This is a genomic window from Variovorax paradoxus (genome assembly GCF_030815855.1).
Taxonomy (GTDB): domain Bacteria; phylum Pseudomonadota; class Gammaproteobacteria; order Burkholderiales; family Burkholderiaceae_C; genus Variovorax; species Variovorax paradoxus_M.
Genome location: NZ_JAUSXG010000001.1, coordinates 3,303,159 through 3,325,939, shown reverse-complemented (window position 1 = coordinate 3,325,939; position 22,781 = coordinate 3,303,159). Strand labels below are relative to the sequence as shown.

Annotated in this window: 26 protein-coding genes; 16 read left to right on the top strand and 10 right to left on the bottom strand. The window is 63.8% G+C overall.

Annotation, left to right across the window (positions count from 1 at the left end; translation table 11 throughout):
• The first annotated feature begins 11 nt into the window (after positions 1-11).
• Genes QFZ42_RS15740 through QFZ42_RS15730 form a run of 3 tightly spaced genes read left to right on the top strand, consistent with a single transcriptional unit; the run spans position 12 to position 1,602 of the window.
• The gene (locus QFZ42_RS15740; RefSeq protein WP_307701848.1) at positions 12-698 is read left to right on the top strand and encodes a Fe2+-dependent dioxygenase; all 687 of its coding nucleotides are present in this window, start codon (positions 12-14) and stop codon (positions 696-698) included.
• A gap of 38 nt (positions 699-736) precedes the next feature.
• Positions 737-1,036 carry a PepSY domain-containing protein gene (locus QFZ42_RS15735; RefSeq protein ID WP_307701847.1) on the top strand — a complete coding sequence of 100 codons (300 nt, stop codon included), beginning with the start codon at positions 737-739 and terminating at the stop codon, positions 1,034-1,036.
• 11 nt (positions 1,037-1,047) lie between these two features.
• Positions 1,048-1,602, top strand: coding sequence for a cytochrome b/b6 domain-containing protein (locus QFZ42_RS15730; RefSeq protein ID WP_307701846.1), 555 nt, complete (start codon positions 1,048-1,050; stop codon positions 1,600-1,602).
• 49 nt (positions 1,603-1,651) lie between these two features.
• On the opposite strand, the gene bfr is transcribed toward QFZ42_RS15730, so the two are convergent.
• On the bottom strand, positions 1,652-2,128 hold the full coding sequence (gene bfr, locus QFZ42_RS15725; RefSeq protein ID WP_307701845.1) for a bacterioferritin: 477 nt from the start codon (positions 2,126-2,128) through the stop codon (positions 1,652-1,654).
• A gap of 258 nt (positions 2,129-2,386) precedes the next feature.
• Here bfr and ahpC point away from each other — a divergent pair, with 258 nt between their 5' ends.
• Together ahpC and ahpF are read left to right on the top strand one after the other, a co-directional pair.
• Positions 2,387-2,950, top strand: coding sequence for an alkyl hydroperoxide reductase subunit C (gene ahpC, locus QFZ42_RS15720; RefSeq protein WP_258353953.1), 564 nt, complete (start codon positions 2,387-2,389; stop codon positions 2,948-2,950).
• Between the two features lie 89 nt (positions 2,951-3,039).
• Positions 3,040-4,623, top strand: a complete 1,584-nt coding sequence (gene ahpF, locus QFZ42_RS15715; protein ID WP_307701844.1) for an alkyl hydroperoxide reductase subunit F — start codon at positions 3,040-3,042, stop codon at positions 4,621-4,623.
• 32 nt (positions 4,624-4,655) lie between these two features.
• On the opposite strand, the gene ppsR is transcribed toward ahpF, so the two are convergent.
• On the bottom strand, positions 4,656-5,477 hold the full coding sequence (gene ppsR / locus QFZ42_RS15710) for a posphoenolpyruvate synthetase regulatory kinase/phosphorylase PpsR (protein WP_307701843.1): 822 nt from the start codon (positions 5,475-5,477) through the stop codon (positions 4,656-4,658).
• A gap of 191 nt (positions 5,478-5,668) precedes the next feature.
• Here ppsR and ppsA point away from each other — a divergent pair, with 191 nt between their 5' ends.
• The 7 genes from ppsA to dnaB all read left to right on the top strand — a co-directional run bounded on the left by ppsA (position 5,669) and on the right by dnaB (position 11,990).
• On the top strand, positions 5,669-8,062 hold the full coding sequence (gene ppsA / locus QFZ42_RS15705) for a phosphoenolpyruvate synthase (protein WP_307701842.1): 2,394 nt from the start codon (positions 5,669-5,671) through the stop codon (positions 8,060-8,062).
• Between the two features lie 212 nt (positions 8,063-8,274).
• Positions 8,275-8,826, top strand: coding sequence for a hypothetical protein (locus tag QFZ42_RS15700; protein ID WP_307701841.1), 552 nt, complete (start codon positions 8,275-8,277; stop codon positions 8,824-8,826).
• 114 nt (positions 8,827-8,940) lie between these two features.
• Positions 8,941-9,315: a 30S ribosomal protein S6 gene (gene rpsF, locus QFZ42_RS15695; RefSeq protein ID WP_307701840.1), complete on the top strand. Its 375-nt coding sequence runs from the start codon at positions 8,941-8,943 to the stop codon at positions 9,313-9,315.
• A 7-nt stretch (positions 9,316-9,322) separates the two neighbouring features.
• Positions 9,323-9,640 (top strand): primosomal replication protein N, encoded by a 318-nt coding sequence (gene priB / locus QFZ42_RS15690; protein WP_307701839.1) that lies wholly within the window; start codon positions 9,323-9,325, stop codon positions 9,638-9,640.
• A gap of 21 nt (positions 9,641-9,661) precedes the next feature.
• Complete coding sequence (gene rpsR, locus QFZ42_RS15685; RefSeq protein WP_007830781.1) at positions 9,662-9,943, top strand: 30S ribosomal protein S18; 282 nt, start codon at positions 9,662-9,664, stop codon at positions 9,941-9,943.
• 12 nt (positions 9,944-9,955) lie between these two features.
• Positions 9,956-10,408, top strand: coding sequence for a 50S ribosomal protein L9 (gene rplI / locus QFZ42_RS15680; RefSeq protein WP_307701838.1), 453 nt, complete (start codon positions 9,956-9,958; stop codon positions 10,406-10,408).
• Between the two features lie 172 nt (positions 10,409-10,580).
• Positions 10,581-11,990 (top strand): replicative DNA helicase, encoded by a 1,410-nt coding sequence (gene dnaB / locus QFZ42_RS15675; protein ID WP_307701837.1) that lies wholly within the window; start codon positions 10,581-10,583, stop codon positions 11,988-11,990.
• A 10-nt stretch (positions 11,991-12,000) separates the two neighbouring features.
• Here the strand turns inward: dnaB and QFZ42_RS15670 are convergent, their stop codons facing one another.
• The 8 genes from QFZ42_RS15670 to QFZ42_RS15635 all read right to left on the bottom strand — a co-directional run bounded on the left by QFZ42_RS15670 (position 12,001) and on the right by QFZ42_RS15635 (position 17,649).
• Complete coding sequence (locus QFZ42_RS15670; protein ID WP_307701836.1) at positions 12,001-12,717, bottom strand: helix-turn-helix transcriptional regulator; 717 nt, start codon at positions 12,715-12,717, stop codon at positions 12,001-12,003.
• Positions 12,717-13,184, bottom strand: coding sequence for a 6-O-methylguanine DNA methyltransferase (locus QFZ42_RS15665; RefSeq protein WP_307701835.1), 468 nt, complete (start codon positions 13,182-13,184; stop codon positions 12,717-12,719). The genes QFZ42_RS15670 and QFZ42_RS15665 overlap by 1 nt, the downstream gene beginning before the upstream one ends.
• On the bottom strand, positions 13,181-13,639 hold the full coding sequence (locus QFZ42_RS15660) for a GyrI-like domain-containing protein (RefSeq protein WP_307701834.1): 459 nt from the start codon (positions 13,637-13,639) through the stop codon (positions 13,181-13,183). The genes QFZ42_RS15665 and QFZ42_RS15660 overlap by 4 nt, the downstream gene beginning before the upstream one ends.
• 41 nt (positions 13,640-13,680) lie before the next feature.
• Complete coding sequence (locus tag QFZ42_RS15655; RefSeq protein WP_307701833.1) at positions 13,681-14,130, bottom strand: EVE domain-containing protein; 450 nt, start codon at positions 14,128-14,130, stop codon at positions 13,681-13,683.
• A gap of 4 nt (positions 14,131-14,134) precedes the next feature.
• Entirely contained in the window at positions 14,135-14,506 is a 372-nt protein-coding gene (locus tag QFZ42_RS15650) for a VOC family protein (RefSeq protein WP_307701832.1), read from the bottom strand.
• A 149-nt stretch (positions 14,507-14,655) separates the two neighbouring features.
• The gene (locus tag QFZ42_RS15645) at positions 14,656-16,443 is read right to left on the bottom strand and encodes a PhoH family protein (RefSeq protein ID WP_307701831.1); all 1,788 of its coding nucleotides are present in this window, start codon (positions 16,441-16,443) and stop codon (positions 14,656-14,658) included.
• 211 nt (positions 16,444-16,654) lie between these two features.
• Complete coding sequence (locus QFZ42_RS15640) at positions 16,655-17,131, bottom strand: peroxiredoxin (RefSeq protein WP_007830801.1); 477 nt, start codon at positions 17,129-17,131, stop codon at positions 16,655-16,657.
• 134 nt (positions 17,132-17,265) lie between these two features.
• Positions 17,266-17,649 (bottom strand): Mth938-like domain-containing protein, encoded by a 384-nt coding sequence (locus QFZ42_RS15635; protein WP_126748869.1) that lies wholly within the window; start codon positions 17,647-17,649, stop codon positions 17,266-17,268.
• A gap of 100 nt (positions 17,650-17,749) precedes the next feature.
• Between QFZ42_RS15635 and QFZ42_RS15630 the strand changes: the two genes are divergently transcribed.
• Genes QFZ42_RS15630 through thrC form a run of 4 tightly spaced genes read left to right on the top strand, consistent with a single transcriptional unit; the run spans position 17,750 to position 22,778 of the window.
• On the top strand, positions 17,750-18,982 hold the full coding sequence (locus QFZ42_RS15630) for a pyridoxal phosphate-dependent aminotransferase (protein WP_307701830.1): 1,233 nt from the start codon (positions 17,750-17,752) through the stop codon (positions 18,980-18,982).
• Positions 18,979-20,004 (top strand): DUF1176 domain-containing protein, encoded by a 1,026-nt coding sequence (locus tag QFZ42_RS15625; protein WP_307701829.1) that lies wholly within the window; start codon positions 18,979-18,981, stop codon positions 20,002-20,004. Before QFZ42_RS15630 ends, QFZ42_RS15625 begins: the two co-directional genes overlap by 4 nt.
• A 13-nt stretch (positions 20,005-20,017) precedes the next feature.
• Positions 20,018-21,340 (top strand): homoserine dehydrogenase, encoded by a 1,323-nt coding sequence (locus QFZ42_RS15620; protein ID WP_307701828.1) that lies wholly within the window; start codon positions 20,018-20,020, stop codon positions 21,338-21,340.
• A 22-nt stretch (positions 21,341-21,362) separates the two neighbouring features.
• Positions 21,363-22,778 carry a threonine synthase gene (gene thrC / locus QFZ42_RS15615; RefSeq protein ID WP_307701827.1) on the top strand — a complete coding sequence of 472 codons (1,416 nt, stop codon included), beginning with the start codon at positions 21,363-21,365 and terminating at the stop codon, positions 22,776-22,778.
• Positions 22,779-22,781 lie beyond the last annotated feature (3 nt).

The following is a 22,781-nucleotide window of genomic DNA, read 5'->3' as shown; positions in this document are numbered from 1 at the left end:
CTTCCACTCTCATGCTCTTGCATATTCGCGAAGTGCTCTCGCCCGACGAGGTTCGTCAGGCCAGGGAAATTCTGGGCCAGGCGCCCTGGGAAGACGGCCGCCTGACCGCAGGCGAGCAGTCGGCCAAGGCGAAGAACAACGAGCAACTAAGAGAGGACTGCGAAGAAACCCGCGCCGTCCAGCAACTGCTGCTGCGCGGCCTGGAGCGGCACCAGGTCTTCTTCTCGGCCGCCTTGCCGAAGCAGATCTCGCCGCCGCTGTTCAATCGCTACGGCGGCGCATCCAACAGCTTCGGCAATCACGTGGACAGTGCGGTCCGTTTTCTGCGCGACGGCTCGGGACGGGTGCGTACGGATATTTCGTGCACCTTGTTCCTGGCCGAGCCCGATGAGTACGACGGCGGCGAGCTCGTGATCGAAGACACCTTCGGCGTGCAGCGCGTCAAGCTCCCGGCCGGCGACATGGTGCTGTATCCGGGCACCAGCGTCCACCGGGTGCTGCCGGTGACGCGGGGCTTTCGCACCGCGAGCTATTTCTGGATTCAGAGCATGGTGCGCAGCGACGAGCAGCGCCGCCTGCTGTTCGAAATGGACAATCATCTGCGCCATCTTCGAAGCCAATACGGTGAGACCGACGCCGGCGTGATCGGCCTCACGAGCACGTACCACAACCTGCTGCGCATGTGGCTCGACATCTGAGCCGCGGCGTGGCGCCTGCAACGTCAGGAGATCCTTTCATGAACAAGTCACTTCTTTTCGCCGCAACGGCCGCAATCGCCGTCCTCTGGTCCGCCTCGGTGTCCGCGCAATTCGTCGACCACGACGCCGTCAAGTGCGCGGCAGTTGCCAAGGAAGAAATGCGTCCGCAGATGGAACTGCAGCGCAAGCTCACCAGCGAGGGCTGGAAGGTTCGCCAGATCAAGAACTTCAATGGCTGCTACGAGGTCTACGGCTTCGACGAGAAGGGCCAGCGCACTGAGGCGTTCTTCGATCCCAAGACTTTCGAGAAGGTCGGGCAGGTGAAACAGCCATCCTGAGGACGCGCGAAATGCGTGCAGTTCCCGGAGGTCCATCGACGCAGGTCTGGGCGCTTTGGCTGCGCGCAGCGCATTGGGCACTGGCGGCGGCCATTGCCGTGGCATGGTTCAGCGGCGAGGCGCTGCTGCGGCAGCACGAGCTGGCGGGCTACGCGGCGCTGGCCTTGATTGCCGGCCGCTGCATCGGTGGATGGCTCGGAGGTCGCTATGCGAACTTCAAGCAGTTTGTGCGGCCTCCTTCACAGGTGCTGCGCTATGCGGCCGAAGTGCTCGCACGGCGCGAGAAGCGCTACCTGGGCCACAACCCGTTGGGCGGCTGGATGGTCGTCGCTCTACTCGCCATGGTGACAGCCGTCAGCGTCACGGGCTGGATGTATTCGCTGGATATGTTCTGGGGACTGGCGTGGGTGGAATGGCTCCACCGCACCTTCGCCTGGATACTGGTGGTGCTGATCGCCCTGCATCTGGCCGGTGTGGCTTTCACGAGCTGGCGGCACCGGGAGAACCTGGTGGGCGCCATGCTCAGCGGGCGCAAGCGTCCCAAGGAGCCGGGCGACGTCGACTGACGGCGACGCCCGCCACATTGGAAGGGGCCGAGCGGCCCCCGTCCGAAACTCAGCCGAGCTCGCCCATCTGCGACTGCAGATAGTTCTGCAGCCCGACCTTGTCGATCAGGTCGATCTGGGTCTCGAGGAAGTCGATGTGCTCTTCCGTGTCGTCCAGAATTTCCTGCAGCAGGTCGCGGGAAACATAGTCGCGAACGGTTTCGCAATACGCGATGCCGTCCTTGATGGTGGCTTGCGCGCCGGTTTCGGCGCCCAGGTCGCAGCCGAGCAGCTCGGGCACGTCTTCGCCGATGTTCAGCTTGCCCAGGTCTTGCAGGTTCGGCAGTCCGTCGAGCATGAAGATGCGGTCCATCAGCTTGTCGGCATGCTTCATTTCGCCGATCGACTCTTCGTATTCCTTCTTGGCCAGCTTGTCCAAACCCCAGTGCTTGAGCATGCGGTAGTGAAGGAAATACTGGTTGATTGCAGTGAGCTCGTTTTTGAGCTGCGCCTGCAGATGTTCGATGACCTTGGGGTCGCCCTTCATGTTTTTTCCTTGTTCTGAAAGTAGGGATTGTGAGAGGTGCGGGCGAGCGCTTGCAAGCAATCCCATGCTGCGCTGGTCTGCATGCGTTTGATGGTGATACACGTTCGTATTCGGATGCGGCGAAACGGCCGCGAAGGTGATCGCCAACATAGTAAGCAGCAATATTTTTAATAGCTAATCGCTATTGAAATATATCGATTGGTAGTTATACTCATGGCTCGCACTTTTTTGTCCACCCGCAGCATCCAAGGAATCACCATGTCCCTGATCAACACCCAAGTCCAACCCTTCAAGACCCAGGCCTACCTCAACGGCAAGTTCATCGACGTGTCCGACGAGACGCTCAAGGGCAAGTGGTCCGTGCTGATCTTCATGCCGGCGGCCTTCACCTTCAACTGCCCGACCGAAGTCGAAGACGCGGCCGACAACTACCCCGAGTTCCAGAAGCTGGGTGCCGAGGTCTACATCGTGACCACCGACACGCACTTCTCGCACAAGGTCTGGCACGACACGTCGCCGGCCGTCGGCAAGGCCAAGTTCCCCCTGGTGGGCGACCCGACCCACACGCTGACCAACGCTTTCGGCGTGCACATCCCCGAAGAAGGCCTGGCACTGCGCGGCACCTTCGTGATCAACCCCGACGGCATCATCAAGACCGCCGAAGTGCACTCCAATGAAATCGCCCGTGACGTGAAGGAAACGCTGCGCAAGCTGAAGGCAGCGGTCTACACCGCCGCCCACCCGAACGAAGTCTGCCCGGCCAAGTGGAATGAAGGCGACAAGACCATCGCACCGTCGTTCGACCTCGTCGGCAAGATCTAAGCGTCCCGCGCGAAAGCCCGGGCGCTCACGAGGCCCCGGGCTTTTTTGTCCCCTGTTGATAGTTTTCAGTTATCGAAAGAGAGTCCGTCATGCTCGACGCCAGCACCAAAGCCCAATTGAAGAGTTACCTCGAACGCGCCACGCAGCCGATCGAGATCGTCGCCTCGCTCGACGACAGCAAGGCCTCGGGCGAAATGCTGTCGCTGCTGAAGGACGTCGCAGAAGCCTCGCCGCTGGTCAAGCTGACCGAAAGCCGCGACGACAACCATCGCAAGCCCTCCTTCTCGGTCAACCGCCCGAGCGAGAACCATGGCCCGCGTTTCGCCGGCCTGCCGATGGGCCATGAATTCACGTCGCTGATCCTTGCGTTGCTGCAGATCGGCGGTTATCCCCCGAAGGTCGAAGAAGCCGTGCTGGAGCAGATCCGCGCGCTCGACGGCGACTTCGAGTTCGAGATCTACGTCTCGCTCACCTGCCACAACTGCCCTGACGTGGTCCAGGCGCTGAACCTGATGGCGATTCAGAACCCACGCATCCGCACCACGATGATCGAAGGCGGCACCTTCCAGGACGAAGTCAAGGAACGCCAGGTGATGGCCGTGCCGACCGTGTTCCTGAACGGCACCGAGTTCGGTCAGGGCCGCATGAGCCTGGAAGAAATCCTCGCGAAGATCGACACCAGCGGTGTCGAACGCGAAGCGAAGAAGATTGCCGCCAAGGATCCGTTCGACGTGCTGATCGTCGGCGGTGGCCCCGCCGGCGCGGCAGCTGCCGTGTATGCCGCGCGCAAGGGCATCCGCACCGGCGTGGCATCGGAGCGCTTCGGCGGCCAGGTGCTCGATACGCTCGGCATCGAGAACTTCATCTCGATCAAGGAAACCGAAGGACCGAAGTTCGCCCATGCGCTCGAAGAGCACGTGCGCGACTACGACGTCGACATCATGAACCTGCAGCGCGCCAAAGCCCTTGTTCCGAATGCGGGCCCGGGCAAGGACCTCATCGAAGTGCAACTCGAGAGCGGCGCTTCGCTCAAGAGCAAGTCGATCATCATTTCGACCGGCGCGCGCTGGCGCAACATCAACGTGCCGGGCGAGCACGAGTTCAAGAACAAGGGCGTGGCGTACTGCCCGCATTGCGACGGTCCGCTGTTCAAGGGCAAGCGCGTCGCGGTCATCGGCGGCGGTAATTCAGGCGTCGAAGCGGCCATCGACCTGGCCGGCATCGTCGGCCATGTGACGCTGATCGAGTTCGACACGCAGCTGCGTGCCGACGCCGTGCTGCAGCGCAAGCTCAAGAGCCTGAAGAATGTCGACGTGTTCACCAACGCGCAGACCACCGAGATCACCGGCGACCAGAAGGTCAACGGCCTGGTCTACAAGGACCGCGCAACGGGCGAGCTGAAGAAGGTCGAGCTCGAGGGCGTATTCATCCAGATCGGCCTGGTGCCCAATACCGATTGGCTCAAAGGCGTGGTCGAGCTGACGAAGCACGGCGAGATCGTGGTCGACGCCAGGGGGCAGACATCTGTGCCGGGCGTGTTCGCCGCGGGCGACGTGACGACCGTGCCGTTCAAGCAGATCATCATCGCCGCCGGTGACGGCGCCAAGGCGGCGCTGGGTGCTTTCGATCACCTGATCCGGACTTCGGCCCCGGTAGAGCAGGCCGCGGCTTAAAGACGGCTGCGGCGGCCGACCTGCAGGCCGCCTCAGTACGTCAGCCGCTCCGGCTTCAGTTCCTGCAGGATGGTGGTGGCAATTTCCTCGATCGACTTGGTGGTCGTCGAAAGCCACCGGATGCCTGCCCGGCGCATCATGGCCTCGGCCTCGCTCACCTCGTTGCGGCAGTTTTCGAGGCTGGCGTAGCGTGAATCGGGCCGGCGTTCGTTGCGAATCTGGCTCAGACGTTCGGGCTGGATCGTGAGCCCGAAGATCTTCTTGCGATGGGGCAGCAAGGCCGGCGGCAGCTGCCGGCGCTCGAAATCTTCCGGAATCAGCGGATAGTTGGCCGCTTTCAGGCCATGCTGCATCGCTAGATAAAGAGAGGTCGGCGTCTTGCCGCTGCGGCTGACGCCTACCAGGATCACGTCCGCGCCCTCGAGGTCACGGTTGCTCTGGCCGTCGTCGTGGGCCAGGCTGAAGTCGATGGCCGCGATACGGGCGTCGTATTCCTTGCTCTTGCTGACATCGCTGAAGCGGCCGATACGGTGGTTCGACTTCACGGCCAGCTCGATCTCGAGTGGCCGCACGAAGGTCCCGAACATGTCGAGCAGCATGCCCTTGCAGCCGGTCTCGATCACCTCCAGCACTTCCATGTTCGCCAGCGTCGTGAAGACGATCGGGCGCACACCTTCCAGTTCGGCCGTGTGGTTGATCTGCCGCACCGCCTGGTGGGCCTTGTCGACCGTGTCGGTGAACGGCAGCCGGACATGGCGCGGTTTCATCTCGAACTGGGCGAGCACGGCGTTACCGAAAGTTTCAGCGGTGATGCCGGTGCCGTCGGAAATGAAGAAAACAGTGCGTGTGTGCATGGTGTAGCTCTTGCGGCCTTGTCCTGCGGCGCGCGCAACCTTGCCACGCCTACAATCCGGGCCATTATCGGGAATCCGCTTTCCCTTGACTCAATTCTTTCCATGCACGCCGCGCCAGCACCCAAAGCAACGACAACGATCGTGCCGCGCCGCCTGCATGCAGCACCGGTTTCAACTTCTGGAGCTTTCCCATGTCTGCACTTTTCGACGCGACCGCCCTGGTCGTACCGTTTGAAAACCTGAGGATGACCGACGTCGAGTCGGTCGGCGGCAAGAACGCCAGCCTCGGCGAAATGATTTCGCAGCTGCCGCAGGGCGTGCGGGTGCCCACGGGCTTCGCGACCACGGCGCACGCGTTCCGCCAATTCCTGGCCCATGACGGACTGGCCGACAAGATCAGCAAGCGGCTCGCCGCTTTGGACACCGAAGACGTGCGGGCGCTGGCCGTGGCCGGCGCCGAAATCCGCGCGATGGTCGAGGCCCAGCCTTTCCCCGCCGATCTGCAGAAAGCCATTGCCGACGCCTTCGCGAAACTGAGCGCCGGCAACCCCGCCGCCTCGTTTGCCGTGCGTTCCTCGGCCACGGCCGAAGACCTGCCGGACGCTTCTTTTGCAGGTCAGCAGGAAACCTTCCTCAACGTGGTTGGCATCGACGACGTGCTGCACAAGATGAAGGAAGTGTTCGCCTCCCTCTACAACGACCGCGCGATCAGCTATCGCGTGCACAAGGGTTTTGCGCACGACGTGGTCGCGCTCTCGGCCGGCGTGCAGCGCATGGTCCGCTCCGACCTCGGCGCGGCCGGCGTGATGTTCACCATCGACACCGAGTCCGGCTTCGAGGACGTGGTGTTCATCACCTCGAGCTACGGCCTGGGCGAGACGGTGGTGCAGGGCGCCGTGAACCCCGACGAGTTCTATGTCCACAAGCCCACGCTGCGCGCCGGCAAGCGGGCGGTGATCCGCCGCAACCTGGGCTCCAAGCTGATCCAGATGGAGTTCGCGACGCCTGAAGAAAAGAAGGCCACCGGCAAGCTGGTGAAGACCAGCGACGTCAAGGCCGAGCAGCGCAACCGCTATTCGCTGAGCGACGCCGATGTCGAGCAGCTCGCCAGGTACGCGCTGGTGATCGAAGAACACTACGGCCGCCCGATGGACATCGAGTGGGGCAAGGACGGCACCGACGGCCAGCTCTACATCCTGCAGGCGCGCCCCGAGACGGTGAAGAGCCAGCAGCAGGGCAAGGCCGAGCAGCGCTACAAGCTGCTGGGCAAGGGCGCCGTGCTGGCCGAAGGCCGTGCCATCGGCCAGAAGATCGGCACCGGCCCCGTGCGCCTCGTGCACAACATCAGCGAAATGGACAAGGTTCAAGCCGGCGACGTGCTCGTGACCGACATGACCGACCCCAACTGGGAACCGGTGATGAAGCGCGCCGCCGCCATCGTGACCAACCGCGGCGGGCGCACCTGCCACGCGGCCATCATTGCGCGCGAGCTCGGCATCCCGGCCGTGGTGGGCTGCGGCGACGCCACCGACCTGCTGAAGGAAGGCACGCTGGTGACCGTGAGCTGCGCCGAGGGCGACACCGGTTTCATCTACGACGGCCTGCTCGAAACCGAGGTGACCGAAGTGCAGCGCGGCGTGATGCCCGAGATCGACATCAAGCTGATGATGAACGTCGGCAACCCTCAGCTGGCATTCGACTTCGCGCAATTGCCCAACCACGGCGTGGGCCTGGCGCGGCTCGAATTCATCATCAACAACAACATCGGCGTGCACCCGAAGGCCATCCTCGACTATCCGAACGTCGACAACGACCTGAAGAAAGCCGTCGAATCGGTGGCCCGTGGCCACGCCTCGCCGCGCGCGTTCTATGTCGACAAGGTGGCCGAAGGCATCGCAACCATTGCCGCGGCGTTCTGGCCCAAGCAGGTCATCGTGCGGCTCTCGGACTTCAAGTCGAACGAGTACCGCAAGCTGATCGGCGGCAGCCGCTACGAGCCGGAAGAGGAAAACCCGATGCTGGGTTTCCGCGGCGCCGCCCGTTACCTGAGCAAGGATTTCGGCGAGGCCTTTGCCATGGAATGCGAAGCGCTGAAGCGCGTTCGCAACGAGATGGGTCTGGTCAACGTGCAGATCATGGTGCCCTTCGTGCGCACGCTGGGCCAGGCCGAGCGCGTGACCACGCTGCTCGGCGAGCACGGCCTGAAGCGCGGCGAGAACGAACTCAAGCTGATCATGATGTGCGAGGTGCCGAGCAACGCGATCCTGCCCGAGGAGTTCCTGAAGTTCTTCGACGGTTTCTCGATCGGTTCGAACGACCTGACCCAGCTCACGCTCGGCCTGGACCGCGATTCGGGACTCGAACTGCTGGCAGCCGACTTCGACGAGCGCGACCCGGCCATCAAGGCCCTGCTGAGCCGCGTCATCAAGGCCTGCAAGGCCGAAGGCAAGTACGTGGGGATTTGCGGCCAAGGCCCGAGCGACCACCCGGACTTCGCGCTTTGGCTGGCGGAACAGGGCATCGAATCGATCTCCTTGAATCCGGACAGCGTCATCGACACCTGGCAGCAACTCGCCAAGCGCTGACGGCAAAAAAGAGCGGGGTGGTTGTAACCGCCTCCGGACCCGAAAGCGGGAATCCCCATTGGGGAAATTCCCGCTTCCGTGGTGCATGAATGAATCAAAATGTGTTCTTTATGCCAGACTTGTGACGCTCACAAGGGCGGCAGTCGCTTGCGGGCTGCGCATGGCGAAATTGCCAATCGCGCAGACCGGCGGTACATCGCGGAAGAAACATCATGATTCTTGTCAAGACAGAAGCCGGACAGCAGGTTTTCAAGGAGCGGTCGGTGCCGCTTTCGCCACGCCAGCGCACGGCATTCATCCTGTTCGACGGCAAGCGCTCGGTCGATGAGGTGCTGGCTGCGGGGAACGGCATTGCACGTGAAGAGATCGACCAGATGGTCGACCTGGGGCTGCTCCAGCCGGCCGCTGGGAGCAACGCGGCTGCGGCACCCAAGGCGCCTGAACCCCCCGCCACCGCAAGCAAGACGGCGGCAAGCGCCGCGCCACAAGCTTCCGCCGGAAGCAGGGCGCCCGAGGCGGCAAAGCCCAAGCCGGCCGATGCCGTCCCCGCGCCCGCAGCAGCCCGCAGCAGGCAGCAACGCTACAAGGACGCCTATCCCATTGCCACCCAGTTGACCGGTGCACTGGGGCTGATGGGCTTCCGGCTCAATCTGCAGGTCGAGGGCACGACGAGCTATGAAGATCTGGTGGCGCTGGCGCCCAAGATCCGTGCCGCAGTCGGCGCCGAGAAGGCGGCCGCTCTGGACAAGGCCTTGAACGACTGAGCGTGGACCAACGCCGCGCCTATAGTGCTACAATAGCCGGCTTTGCCTTGCCACACTGCGCCCGACGCTGCAGGTGGCTTTTCCTCTTCCTCGGAAGAATCCACAAGGAGTGCCATGCGTCACTACGAAATCATTTTGCTGATCCACCCGGATCAGAGCGAACAAGTTCCGGCCATGCTGGAGCGCTACAAGGGCCTGATCACGGCCGGCGGCGGCAACGTCCACCGCGTTGAAGACTGGGGCCGCCGTCAGCTGGCTTACCAGATCAACAAGCTCAACAAGGCGCACTACCTGTGCGTCAACATCGAAGCTGAGCAAACCGTGATGGCCGAACTCGAACACGCGTTCAAGTTCAATGACGCCGTGCTGCGCCACCTCACCGTTCAGAAGAAGAAGGCCGAAACCGGTCCTTCGTCGATGATGAAGACGGTCGAGCGCGAAGAAGCCCGCAAGGCCCAGCAGGCCGAGTACGCCGCCAACAACAGCTGATAGCGGCGTGACCGCTGCCGCTGCTGCGGCAACCGGAGTCAATCAGCTTCTGCTGACAGCTTCCGTTGCCGAACTCGGAGCCTTGCGATACACGCCGGCCGGCCTTCCCGTCATCGATCTGAAGCTCGAACACGAGTCGACGCTCCAGGAGGCAGGAAAAGCCAGGCAGGTGAAAACGGCCCTCAAGGCCGTTGCCTTCGGCGCCATCGCCGAACGGCTCGCAACGCAGTCGATGGGAAGTCTCTGGTGTTTTCAGGGATTTCTCGCGACACCGGGCAACGGCAAGCATCCGGTCCTGCACATTCAGGATTTTCAGCAAAATTAATTTTCGACAAGAGGTCCCCAAATGGCCACGTTCAAGAAATTCAACAAAGACAAGCGCCCGAAGCGCAACACCCAGTCGCTGCTGTTCAAGCGCAAGCGCTTCTGCCGCTTCACCGTCGCTGGCGTCGAAGAAATCGACTACAAGGACATCGACACGCTGCGTGACTTCATCAGCGAAAACGGCAAGATCATCCCCGCACGCCTGACCGGCACGCGCGCGATCTACCAGCGCCAGCTCAACACCGCGATCAAGCGCGCACGCTTCCTCGCGATGGTGCCGTACAGCGACCAGCACCGCGTCTAAGGAGCAAGCACCATGCAAATCATTCTTCTGGACAAGGTTGTCAACGTCGGTGGCCTGGGCGATATCGTCAAGGTCAAGGACGGCTACGCCCGCAACTTCCTGATCCCGACGGGCCGCGCCCGCCGCGCCACCGCCGCCAACAAGGCCGAATTCGAAGCCAAGCGCGTCGAACTCGAAAAGGCTGCGGCCGCCAAGCTGGCCGAAATGCAAGCCCAGGGCGAGAAGCTCGGCGGCACGACCGTCAAGCTGACCCAAAAGGCCGGCGTCGACGGCCGTCTGTTCGGCTCGGTCACCAACGGCGACATCGCCGAAGAGCTCGGCAAGCAAGGCTACAAGGTTGCCAAGTCGCAAGTGCGCCTGCCCAGCGGCCCGATCAAGGTCGTTGGCGACAGCACGGTGAGCGTTGCGCTGCACACCGACGTGGTGGTCGACATCACCGTCACGGTCTACGGCGAAACCGCCTGATCGTCATTGCGGCGCCTTGTGCGCTGCTGCAAAAGCCGCCTCCGGGCGGCTTTTGTTTTTCTGCGCACGGGTTTTCCAGCCCGCTGCACCGGAAGATCACCGTTTATTCACAACCTTGTCCACACGCGCAACGCCGCGCGCGGCTTAGCATGCAGGGTTGCAAGGGAAGTCCATGTCCGCCGTTTTCTCCTATGCCGACAATGACCCGTCGGCCGATCGCCAAGTTGCCAAGCTCCGCATTCCGCCTCACTCGATCGAGGCCGAGTCGAGCGTGCTTGGCGGCCTGCTGCTCGACAACGGGGCATGGGATCGCATGGGCGACCTGCTGGTCGACGGCGACTTTTACCGCCACGAACACAAGCTGATCTACGCGGCCATTGGCGGGCTGATCAACGCCAGCAAGCCGGCCGACGTCATCACGGTCTACGAGCAGCTGCAGGGTCTTGGCAAGGCCGAGGAAATCGGCGGGCTGGTCTACCTGAACTCGCTCGCGCAGTATGTGCCGAGCGCGAGCAACATCCGCCGCTACGCCGAGATCGTGCGCGAGCGCTCCATCCTGCGAAAGCTGGTGTCCGCGAGCGACGAAATCGCGACCAACGCCTTCAACACGCAAGGCAAGTCGGTCGACAAGATCCTCGACGAGGCCGAACAGAAGATCTTCAACATCGGCGAAGAAGGCACGCGGATGAAGCAGGGCTTCCAGAGTATGGATGCCCTGGTGGTCGAGCTGCTCGACCGCGTGACCGAGATGGCCGAGAACCCGAACGACATCACGGGCGTGCGCACCGGCTTCCACGATTTCGACAAGATGACCTCGGGCCTGCAGCCGGGCGACATGATCGTGCTGGCCGCGCGTCCTTCGATGGGCAAAACCTCGCTGGCTATCAACATCGCCGAGCACGTGGCCCTGAATGAAGGACTGCCGGTGGCGGTCTTCTCGATGGAAATGGGTGCTTCGCAGCTGGCGGTGCGTATCGTCGGCTCGATCGGGCGTATCGACCAGGGACACCTGCGCACCGGCAAGCTCAGCGACGAGGAGTGGCCGCGCCTCACGGAAGCCATCGAGAAGCTGCGCAACGTGTCGCTGCACATCGACGAGACGCCCGGCCTTACCACCAGCGAGTTGCGCGCGAATGCGCGGCGCTTGGCGCGCCAGTACGGGCGGCTCGGCCTTATCGTGGTCGACTACCTCCAGCTCATGAGCGTGTCGAGCAGCATGAACGACGAGAACCGCGCCACCGCCGTGGGCGAAATCTCGCGCGGCCTGAAGATGCTCGCCAAAGAACTCAAATGCCCCGTGATCGCGCTCTCGCAGTTGAGCCGCGGCGTTGAAAGCCGCACCGACAAGCGTCCCATGATGAGCGACCTGCGTGAATCCGGCGCCATCGAGCAGGACGCGGACATCATCATGTTCATCTACCGCGACGACTACTACGACAAGAACAGCAAGGAGCCGGGCGTGGCCGAGGTGATCATCAGCAAGCACCGGAACGGGCCCACGGGCACCGTCAAGCTGGCGTTCCTGAAGCCGCTCACCAAGTTCGAGAATCTGGCCGGCTACGGCAGCAGCAACGACTACTGACGCCGCGTATTTATTGTTGCTGCTGTTCGAGCCGCTTCGCTTCCGCCGCCCGGGCCTTCACCTGGCGCAGCATGTCGGCCAGCGTCTTGCCCGCTTCGTCGCGAAACCGGTCGGGCAGCACTTGCACCGCGTCCATGCGGTCGATGCGAAACCCCCGGAAGTCCTTACGCAGCTCGCACCAGGTCGAAAGCGTCCAGACCTTGCCCCAGTAGAAGCAGCCGAGCGGACGCACGGTGCGTTCGCTGGCGTCGCCTGATACGTCGCGGTAGCTGAGGCGCAGCTTGTGATGCGCCTCCACGGCCTCGCGCAATACCTGCAGCCGGGCCCGCATGGCGTCCTCGAGGCCGAGGGCGGGAGCGTAGAGCGCCAGTGCTTCCGCCGAGACGCGCGCGGCCGGCGGCAGCACCGAAAGAATCTTGCCGAGCCCCGTTTCGATATTGCGCGCCAGCGCCGGATCGACCCAGCTCTGCGCGAGCCGCGCCGCAGCCACGAGGGCGGAAGCTTCTTCCTGCGTGAACATCAGCGGGGGCAGTTCGAAGCCCGCGCCAAGCCTGTAGCCCACGCCGGCTTCGCCCTCGATCGGCACACCCTGGTGCTGAAGATCGGCGACGTCGCGGTAGACCGTGCGCTCCGACACTTCGAGGCGCTGCGCCAGAAAAGCGGCCGTGGTGAGTCTGCGCCCGCGGATGAGCTGCACCAGTTGAAACAGGCGATCGGCGCGGCGCATCAGCGAGCTCGTGCGAGTTTCTTCGCGAAATCTTCGACGAAGTAGCGCTTGCCGCGCTGCACGACGGTATGGCCTTCGGCCTCGAGTTTCGACATTTGCGCGTCGATGCCGCCGGGATACTTGGAGTTGAGCTCGCCGCCGATTTTGAGGGTACGCCAGTAGGGCGTCCTGGCCTCCGCGGGGATGGCCTCTTCGGCCGCATGCGCGATCATGTGCGCGAAGATGGCCGTCGTCACGGTGCATCCGATGGTGGTGCGATGGCGTGCCGCGATGTCTTCGCCTATGCCGAGTACGGTGGCGAGCCGGCCTTCCGGAACGCCGCGCATTGCCTCCTCGACCTCGCGCGGCGAGGGCGTGGCGATGGTGCCCTCGCCGTGCCGCTTGCGCATCGGCGTTGGGATCTCCTTGACGTTCGGCAGGTGGGGGTAGCCGGCGAGCCGGTCGCGCCAGCTCTTCGTGGTGCTCATGAAACTCCAGAAACTCCGATATGGATCGCCACTTTGTCGGGCCCGTCGTACGCTTCGAAATCGCTGCGGTAGAGGCGCGCGATGGTCGGGTTTGTCTCGAAATACTGCCAGATTCGCTGCCAGGTATCGATCACCATATGCGGCATTTCACCCTGGCCCGAAAAGACGAGGTAGTCGCCGGCTTCGATGGTGGCCGCCCCCGTTCCGCCCGAGACACTCACGCCCACGGTCAGGTCGAAGGCTCCATTGGCATCGGATTCGTAGCCCGAATAGACCCCGAAGATGCGAACGTCTTCCGTCCGGTGGGGCGTCGAGCGGTAGGTCTCTTCCGCAAAAAAGCGATTCCACAATAGGCTGATTCGGGCCGTGGCGGGATCGTCCTCTTCGCGGTTGGTGGTACGGGCCGTGAGTCCGGCAACCTGAAAAACGCCATGGTGCTGGCGAACGGGTTCCATCTGTTTTTCCTCCTGCATGAGTGGTGTTGGGGCGGAGTTGCTCAAAGCGCGAGCGCTTTCAGCTCGGCCTTCATGGCTTGGGCAATCAGCGTCATGTCGGCGTCGGTGACGTCGAACATGCCGAAGCGAAACTTGTAGCCCCACTGCTTCGGATTCTCGATGAAGGCAAGGCGCTCGATCAACGGCGCGATAGGCGCTTCGTACGCAGCCGCATAGGCCACGTCGCGGCGCCAGGGGACAAAGCCGTTGCCCATGTCGAACTCGTAAGGTTCGCCGGGCCGCACGATGCCGATCGACACGAAGCTCTGCAGCTTGTCCGTGCCTCCGAACACCGTAGCCGGTGCGTAGTAGGCCACGCGGTCGCCCGGTGCGACCCGCTTGAGCGGGCCGAGCTTGCCATGGCCGACCTGCATGAAGCCGAGCGGCTCATGGTCGCGTCCGCGCCGGGCATGCTCGGCGCTGGCAACGGCGATCCAGTTGCGCTGTGCCATGGCTTCAGGCGAGGGCGTGGAGGCCGACTTCGTTGCCTTCGGTGTCGCGCAGGTGGGCAATGAAGCCCATGCCGGGCGGCAGCGCGGACTTGGGCGCAACGATCTCCCCGCCGGCCGCTTCGACGCGTGCCAGCACGGCATCGATGCTCGGCATGCAGTCCAGATAGATGCGGATGCCGCTGCCCGGGCGGGCGCTGGCATTCGTGCCGGCCTGCAGGGCGCCACCCGTGGCGGGATCGTCGTAAGGAAACACGGCCAGCGTCTCGTTGCCGAAGTTTTCGCGGCGCAGCTTGCGCGCCAGCACGGTCTCGTAGAAGGCCTGGGCGCGGTCCATGTCGGTGACCGGAATCTCGAACCAGCTGATGGCGTTCTGCATGAGGAGCTCTCTTTCGTTGCGTTTGAAGAAGCCTCGATGGTGCGGACCGGCTCCTGACAACGTCTTGTCAGGAGCCTGTCACCGGGGACGAAAAAAAGCCCGCGATGCTCTCGGAGCATCGCGGGCTTGATCGGCGGCGAAGCGGCGGTTTAGAGCACGTCGCTCGCGAAATCGGCCAGACGCGAGCGTTCGCCGCGCGCCAGCGTGATGTGCCCGCCGTGCGGCCAGCCCTTGAACTTGTCGACCGCGAACGTGAGGCCCGAAGAGCCTTCGGTGAGATAGGGCGTGTCGATCTGCGCGAGGTTGCCCATGCAGATGATCTTGGTGCCCGGGCCGGCCCGGGTGATCAGCGTCTTCATTTGCTTGGGCGTCAGGTTCTGCGCCTCGTCGATGATCACGTACTTGTTCAGGAAGGTGCGCCCGCGCATGAAGTTCATGCTCTTGACCTTGATGCGGCTGCGGATCAGCTCGTTGGTGGCCGCGCGGCCCCATTCGCCGGCGCCGCCGCCGTCGCCCTTGGCCAGGAACTCGAGGTTGTCATCGAGCGCGCCCATCCAGGGGCCCATCTTTTCTTCTTCGGTGCCCGGCAGAAAACCGATGTCCTCGCCCACGCTCACGGTGGCGCGGGTCATGATGATCTCGGTGTAGCGGCGGTCGTCGAGCACCTGCGTCAGGCCCGAGGCCAGTGCCATCAGCGTCTTGCCGGTGCCGGCGGTGCCGGTGAGCGTGACGAAGTCGACCTCCGGGTCCATCAAGAGGTTCATCGCGAAGTTCTGCTCGCGGTTGCGCGTGTTCACGCCCCACACCGCGTTCTTGCCCGAGCTGTAGTCCTTCAGCGTTTTGAAGACCGCTGTCTTGTCGCGGATCTCGGTGACGCGCGCATACATGCTCGGCTCGCCCGGTGCTTCGAAGTACACGAACTGGTTGATGTACAGGTTGGGCACCAGCGGGCCGCTGATCCGGTAGAAGGTGTTGCTGCCGCTTTGCCAGCTCTCGACCGTCTTGCTTTGGCGGGTCCAGAAATCGGCCGGCAGCGCAAGCGAACCCGCGTAGAGCAGGTCGCCGTCTTCCAGCGTCTTGTCGTTCTGGTAGTCGTCGGCGGCCAGGCCGAGGGCGCGCGCCTTGACGCGCATGTTGATGTCTTTGGACACCAGCACCACTTCCTGCTTCGGGCGGCCGGGCTGGTTCGTGGCATGAAGGTCGCGCAATGCCTGAACCACACCGAGGATCTGGTTGTCGGCCTTGCCCTGGGGCAGGCTCACCGGCAGCGAATAGTCGAGCGGTGCGGTCTGGAAGAACAGCTTGCCGCCGGCCTCGCGGTGGCCGGTGGTATCGAGCTTCAGGCCCATTGCAATGTCGGCGCCGTGCGGGGCAGCCAGGGCATCGAGCGTGCGGCTGGTCTGGCGGCCGTTGCGGGCGACTTCGGTCGTGCCCTTTTTGTGGCCATCCAGCTCTTCGAGCACGATCATCGGCAGGAAGATGTCGTGTTCTTCGAAGCGGAACAGGCACATGGGGTCGTGCAACAGCACGTTCGTGTCGAGCACGAACAGCTTGGCCGGGCCGCTGGACTTGCTGCGCTTGGGCCGTGCCGGCGCCTGAGGCGCTGGAACCAGCGGCACGTAGGCCGGCGCGGCAGCCGTGGGAACCCGGGTCTCGACCTGGATTGCGGGTTGCTGCTGCGGGGCGCTCACCGGCGCGGCAGGCGCCTGCGGCCTCGACTTGGCCCGGCGGGACGTGCGCGCGGTTTCGCCGCCGCCTGTCGCCTCCGAACCCAGGTTGTCGAACAATTCCAGCGGTTGCGACCCGCTGGCGGCGGCTTCGCCGGCGCGCTCTTCGCCGGAGCGGCGCGATCCCCTGTGCGAGGAACGGGCGGGTGCATCGTGCGCATCCGGCGAGAGCAATGCGGCGCGTTTCGTGGGGGCGGGAGGCAATGGCATGGGTCAGGTCGCTCGCAGGAAGTGGAAACCAGAAAACGAAAAAGCCGCCTGTAGACCAAGGCGGCTTTGTTCGGGGGATGCGGTCGTGGAGCTCAACGGCATGAGGCCATTATGCACACCGGCGGCGACACGTCTCATGCTCTTTGCGCGGTCCGTTGGGCATTCCCCACGGGATGATGCAAAAGCGCACAAGCGGCGCTTCTTGTAACCGTCAGGCAGCCTTCTTGAGCGCCTTGACAGCCTTGAGCACGTCGTCGACATGGCCGGGCACCTTGAGGCCGCGCCATTCGGCCTTCAGGATGCCGTCGGCGCCGATCAGGAAGGTGCTGCGCTCGATGCCCTTGACCTTCTTGCCGTACATGATCTTGTTCTTGACCACGCCGAACATGTGGCACATTTTTTCTTCGGTGTCGGCAATGAGTTCGAACGGGAGTTCGAGCTTGGCCTTGAATTCGTCGTGCGACTTCATGTTGTCGCGGGACACGCCGAATACGGTGGCGCCGGCCTTTTCGAAGTCCTTGTAGCGGTCGCGGAACTGCATGGCTTCGGTCGTGCAACCCGGAGTGTTATCTTTCGGGTAAAAATACATGACCAGCACGTGGCCGAGATGCGAGGTATTCGAGACTTTCAAGCCGCCCGTGGCGTTGGCGTCGAATTCAGGAATGGGTTTGTTGACAACGATCGCCATGAAACTTGTTTTCTCCGTTGGTTTCCATTGATCGAGCGCTTTGGGGCACACTCGACGAATGGAGGATTGGTCGTTGCTAACCGAGGGCAGCTGGCCTCTTTGCAACCCGGTATTTTACCCCGAAAAGCTCCCCCTCAGCCATCCTGGGGCGGTTCGACCAGCAGGGCGGCTATCACGTGGCGGCCTTCGCCGGCCAGGATGTTGTAGGTCCGGCAGGCAGCGGGGGTGTCCATGGTCTCCACGCCGGTGCGCTTGGCCATGAGCGGCTGAAGCCAGGCGGCCTGCGGAAAGCGGATGCGCGACCCGCTTCCGAAAATGATCAATTCCGCGCCGAGCGACGCCAACTGGGCGAAATGCTCGGGCCCAAGCTGGTCGAAGCGGGTGCAATTCCACTCGAAGCGCTCGCCCCGGGAACCGACCACCACGCTGCCCTCGACCTTCTCGTTGTTGATCGCAACCCAACCGGGGCCGTGTGCGGTAAGGGACTGGGCGTCGGATTTGTCGGGCTGGAGCTTCATCGGGGCACTGGGAACTGTGGTCAAATTATAGGTTTTCCCCAGTGACACGAGGCCCCCAAGGGCCTTTCGACATCGAGTAACCCGCGCCCGGGAGGGCCCTTTGAAGCAGTTCAAGAAATCGGCCAAGCTGGCCAATGTGCTCTATGACATCCGCGGCCCCATCATGGACGCCGCGAAGCAGATGGAGGAAGAGGGCCAGAAAATCATCAAGCTCAACATCGGCAACCTGGCCGTGTTCGGTTTCGATGCGCCCGAGGAAGTGCAGCAGGACATGATCCGCAACCTGCCGGCCTCGGCGGGCTATTCGGACAGCAAGGGCATCTTCGCGGCGCGCAAGGCCGTGATGCACGAAACGCAGAAGCAGGGCATTGCCGGCGTCACGCTCGACGACATCTACCTGGGCAATGGCGCGAGCGAACTGATCGCCATGGCCACCAACGCGCTGCTGAACGACGGCGACGAGATGCTGCTGCCAGCGCCCGACTACCCCCTGTGGACGGCCGCATCGAGCCTGTCGGGCGGCACGCCGGTGCACTACCTCTGCGACGAGGCCAACGGCTGGATGCCCGACCTGGACGACATCCGCGCCAAGATCACATCCCGCACCAAGGGCATCGTGGTCATCAACCCCAACAATCCCACGGGCGCGCTCTATTCCGACGAATTGCTCAAGAGCATCGTGGCCATTGCGCGCGAACACGATCTGGTGATCTTCGCGGACGAGGTCTACGACAAGGTGCTGTACGACGACGTCAAGCACACCGCGATCGCAAGTCTTTCGACCGACGTGCTCACGCTCACCTTCAATTCGCTTTCCAAGAGCTACCGCTCGTGCGGCTACCGCGCGGGCTGGCTCGTGGTGTCGGGCGACAAGAAGCGCGCGCAAGACTACATCGAGGGGCTGAACATGCTCTCGAACATGCGTCTTTGCGCCAACGTGCCCGGTCAATGGGCCATCCAGACCGCCCTCGGCGGCTACCAGAGCATCAACGACCTGGTCGGCGACGGCGGCCGCCTGCGGCGCCAGCGCGACCTGGCCTATGAACTGATCACGGCCATTCCGGGCGTGAGCTGCGTCAAGCCCAGTGCGGCGCTCTACATGTTTCCCAAGCTCGATCCGAAGGTCTATCCGATCGACGACGACCGGCAGTTCTTTCTCGAGCTGCTGAAAGAAACGAAGGTCATGCTGGTGCAGGGCACGGGTTTCAACTGGGCGACGCCAGACCACTTCCGCATCGTGTTCCTGCCGCATGAGGACGACTTGCGCGAGGCGATCCACCGCATTGCCAAGTTCCTGGAGCTGTACCGCTTGCGCAGCAAGACAGGGCCATGAAATCCGCCTGCATCGCTGCGGCGTTCTCGCTCGCCGCGCTGTCCGCCGGTGCCGCCGGGAAGGATCCGATCGCGTTCTCGCACAACGACTGGGAATTGGCCCGCGATAACACGCGCACCTGCCGCGCGGCGGGCTATCAGGCCGAGAGCGGGACTTCGGATCCGGTGTCGATGCTCATCACCCGGGCGGCGGGGGCCGGCACGGCCATCGACATCGAATTGCAGATGGGCGGTGAGAGCGAGGTCAAGGGGCCCCTGCGCTTCAGGGTCGGCAAGGCCGCCGTTCCCGGCCTGGGTGGCGAGAGCGCAAAGCTCGATGCGGACCAGATCCGCCACATCCTGCCGGAACTGCTCAAGAACGACGACGCGACCGTGACGGGCGGCGGCAGGAAGTGGACGCTGTCGCTGGCCGGCCTCAACGCCGTGCTGCTGAAGATGGACGAGGCCCAAGGCCGCGTCGGAACGCAGGGCGCGCTGGTGCGCCGCGGCAGCAAGCCGGAATCTTCCGTGCTGCCCCCGGTGGCGGCCCCCGTCGTGAACGTGGCCAAGCCGCCGAAGGCGCGACCCGGCGACGATGCGCTCGCCGCGCGCATCTTCCCCTCGCTCGATCTGGGCGACGCCAGGGAACGGTGCAGCAACCGCGACGACATCGACGCCAAGGCGCTGACCGTTTTGCGCCTGAGCGAACGGAAAGTACTGCTGTCGCTCGGCTGCGGCTTGGGCGCCTACAACTATTCGAGCCTGATCTGGATCGCCAATGACAAGCCGCCCTATGCGCCGGTGTCGATCGAGGCGAACGGCGATTTCGACGACAAAGAGGCCAGCATCACCTCGGCCATGAAGGGCCGCGGCATCGGCGACTGCTGGTCGAGCGAGACCTGGCACTTCGACGGCAAGGACTTCGTGCGTACCGGCGCGGCGGGCGACGGCATGTGCCGCGGCTTTGCCGGCGGCGCATGGAGCCTGCCACGCTACGTGAGCCGTGTCGTGAGCGCGCCGCCTGCCAATCCATCCAAACCATGAACGCGAATCTCCAATGAAACCCATCCAAGTAGGCCTGCTCGGCGCAGGCACGGTCGGCAGCGGCACTTTCAAGGTGCTGCTGCGCAATCAGGAAGAAATCAAGCGCCGTGCGGGCCGGGGCATCGAGATCACGATGGTGGCCGACCTCGACCAGGCGCGTGCGCGTGAAGTGGCGGGCGAAGGCGTGCGAGTGGTCGCCGACGCGCGCGACGTCATCGCCAATCCGGACATCGACATCGTCATCGAACTGATCGGCGGCTACGGCATTGCGAGGCAACTCGTGCTCGAGGCCATCGCGGCCGGCAAGCACGTGGTCACGGCCAACAAGGCACTGCTCGCGGTGCATGGCACCGAAATTTTTGCCGCCGCGCATGCCAGGGGCGTGATGGTGGCCTTCGAAGCCGCAGTGGCCGGCGGCATCCCGATCATCAAGGCGCTGCGCGAAGGCCTCACCGCCAACAGCATCCAGTGGCTGGCCGGCATCATCAACGGCACCACCAACTTCATCCTGTCCGAGATGCGCGACAAGGGGCTCGATTTCGCCACGGTGCTCAAGGAGGCGCAGCGCCTCGGGTACGCCGAAGCCGACCCGACCTTCGACATCGAGGGCGTCGACGCCGGCCACAAGGTCACGCTGATGAGCGCGATCGCCTTCGGCATTCCGGTGCAGTTCGACAAGGCGCACATCGAGGGCATCACCAAGCTGGCTGCGCAGGACATCAAGTACGCCGAACAGCTCGGCTACCGCATCAAGCTGCTGGGCATCACCAAGCGCACGGCGCAGGGCATCGAGCTGCGCGTGCACCCCTCGCTGGTGCCGTCGAAGCGGCTGCTTGCCAACGTGGAAGGCGCCATGAACGCGGTGGTGGTGCATGGCGATGCCGTGGGCACCACGCTGTACTACGGCAAGGGCGCGGGCAGCGAGCCGACCGCCAGCGCTGTGATCGCCGACCTCGTCGACATCACGCGCCTGCACACGGCCGACGCCGCGCACCGCGTGCCGCACCTGGCGTTCCACCCGGACGCCATGAGCGACCTCAAGGTACTGCCGATGACCGAGGTCGTCACCAGCTACTACCTGCGCCTGCGCGTGGCCGACCAGGCCGGCGTGCTTGCCAAGGTCACGGGCCTGCTGGCCACCGCAGGCATCAGCATCGACGCGGTGCTGCAGCGCGAAGCCGACGAAGTGGGCGGAGAAGGCTCCACGCAGACCGACCTGATCATCCTCACGCACGACGCGCGCGAAGGCACCGTCAACGATGTGTTGGCCGAGTTGCAGGCACTGCCCACCGTGCTGGAGCCGATCGTGCGAATTCGCAAGGAAGAGCTGTCCTGAAAGACGGCGCAAGAGAAATACCGTGAACTACCTGAGCACCCGCGGCCACCCAGACCGCAAGCGTTTCTGCGAAATCCTGCTTGAAGGTCTCGCGCCCGACGGCGGGCTCTACCTGCCCGAGCACTATCCGCAGGTCGACACCGCCATGCTCGCGAAATGGCGCGAGCTGCCGTATGCGGAATTGGCGTTCGAAATCCTCTCGCTCTACATCGACGACATTCCGCCGGCCGACCTGAAGGCCATCTGCGCCAAGACCTACACGCCCGAGATCTTCGGCAGCGAAGAGATCGTGCCGTTGCGCGAGCTCGAGGACGGCGTGTACCTCGAGGCCCTGTCCAACGGCCCGACGCTGGCCTTCAAGGACATGGCGATGCAGCTGCTCGGCAACCTGTTCGAGTACGAACTGGCCCGCCGCGGCGCCGAGCTCAACATCCTGGGCGCCACCAGCGGCGACACCGGCAGCGCGGCCGAGTACGCCATGCGCGGCAAGAAGGGCGTTCGCGTCTTCATGACCTCGCCGGACGGCCGCATGAGCCCGTTCCAGCAGGCGCAGATGTTCAGCCTGCAGGACGAGAACATCCACAACATTGCCGTCACCGGCGTGTTCGACGATTGCCAGGACATCGTCAAGGCGGTGTCGAACGATCTGGCGTTCAAGCGCAAATACCGCATCGGGACGGTCAACTCGATCAACTGGGCACGCCTGCTCGCGCAGGTCGTCTACTACTTCGCCGGCTACTTCCAGGCGACCGCCGGCAACGACAAGCCCGTGAGCTTCACCGTGCCCTCCGGCAACTTCGGCAATGTCTGCGCCGGCCACGTGGCGCGCATGATGGGCCTGCCCATCCAGACGCTGGTGGTGGCCACCAACGAGAACGACGTGCTCGACGAGTTCTTCCGCACTGGCATCTACCGTGTGCGCGCGGCTGCCGATACGCATGAAACCTCGAGCCCGTCGATGGACATCAGCAAGGCCAGCAACTTCGAGCGCTTCGTGTTCGACCTGGTGGGCCGCGATGCCGGCAAGCTGCGCTCGCTGTTCGTGGACGACCTGGGCCGCGAGGGCCGCTTCGACCTGAGCGGCACTCCGGCCTTCGCGCAGGCCGCGGAGCGCTTCGGCTTCAAGAGCAGCCGCAGCACGCATGCCGACCGCCTTGCAGTCATCCGCGACACCGACAAGCGCTTTGCCACGCTGGTCGATCCGCACACCGCCGACGGTCTCAAGGCCGCGCGCGAACACCTTGTGCTCGGCGTGCCGATGGTGGTGCTCGAGACCGCGCTGCCGATCAAGTTTGCCGCCACGCTGGTGGAGGCGCTCGGCCATGAGCCGGCTCGGCCGGCCAGGTTCGAAGGCATCGAAGCGCTGCCCAAGCGGGTGGTCAAGCTTCCGGCCGACGCCGAAGCCGTCAAGGCGTACATCGCGCAGAACTGTGACTGACCT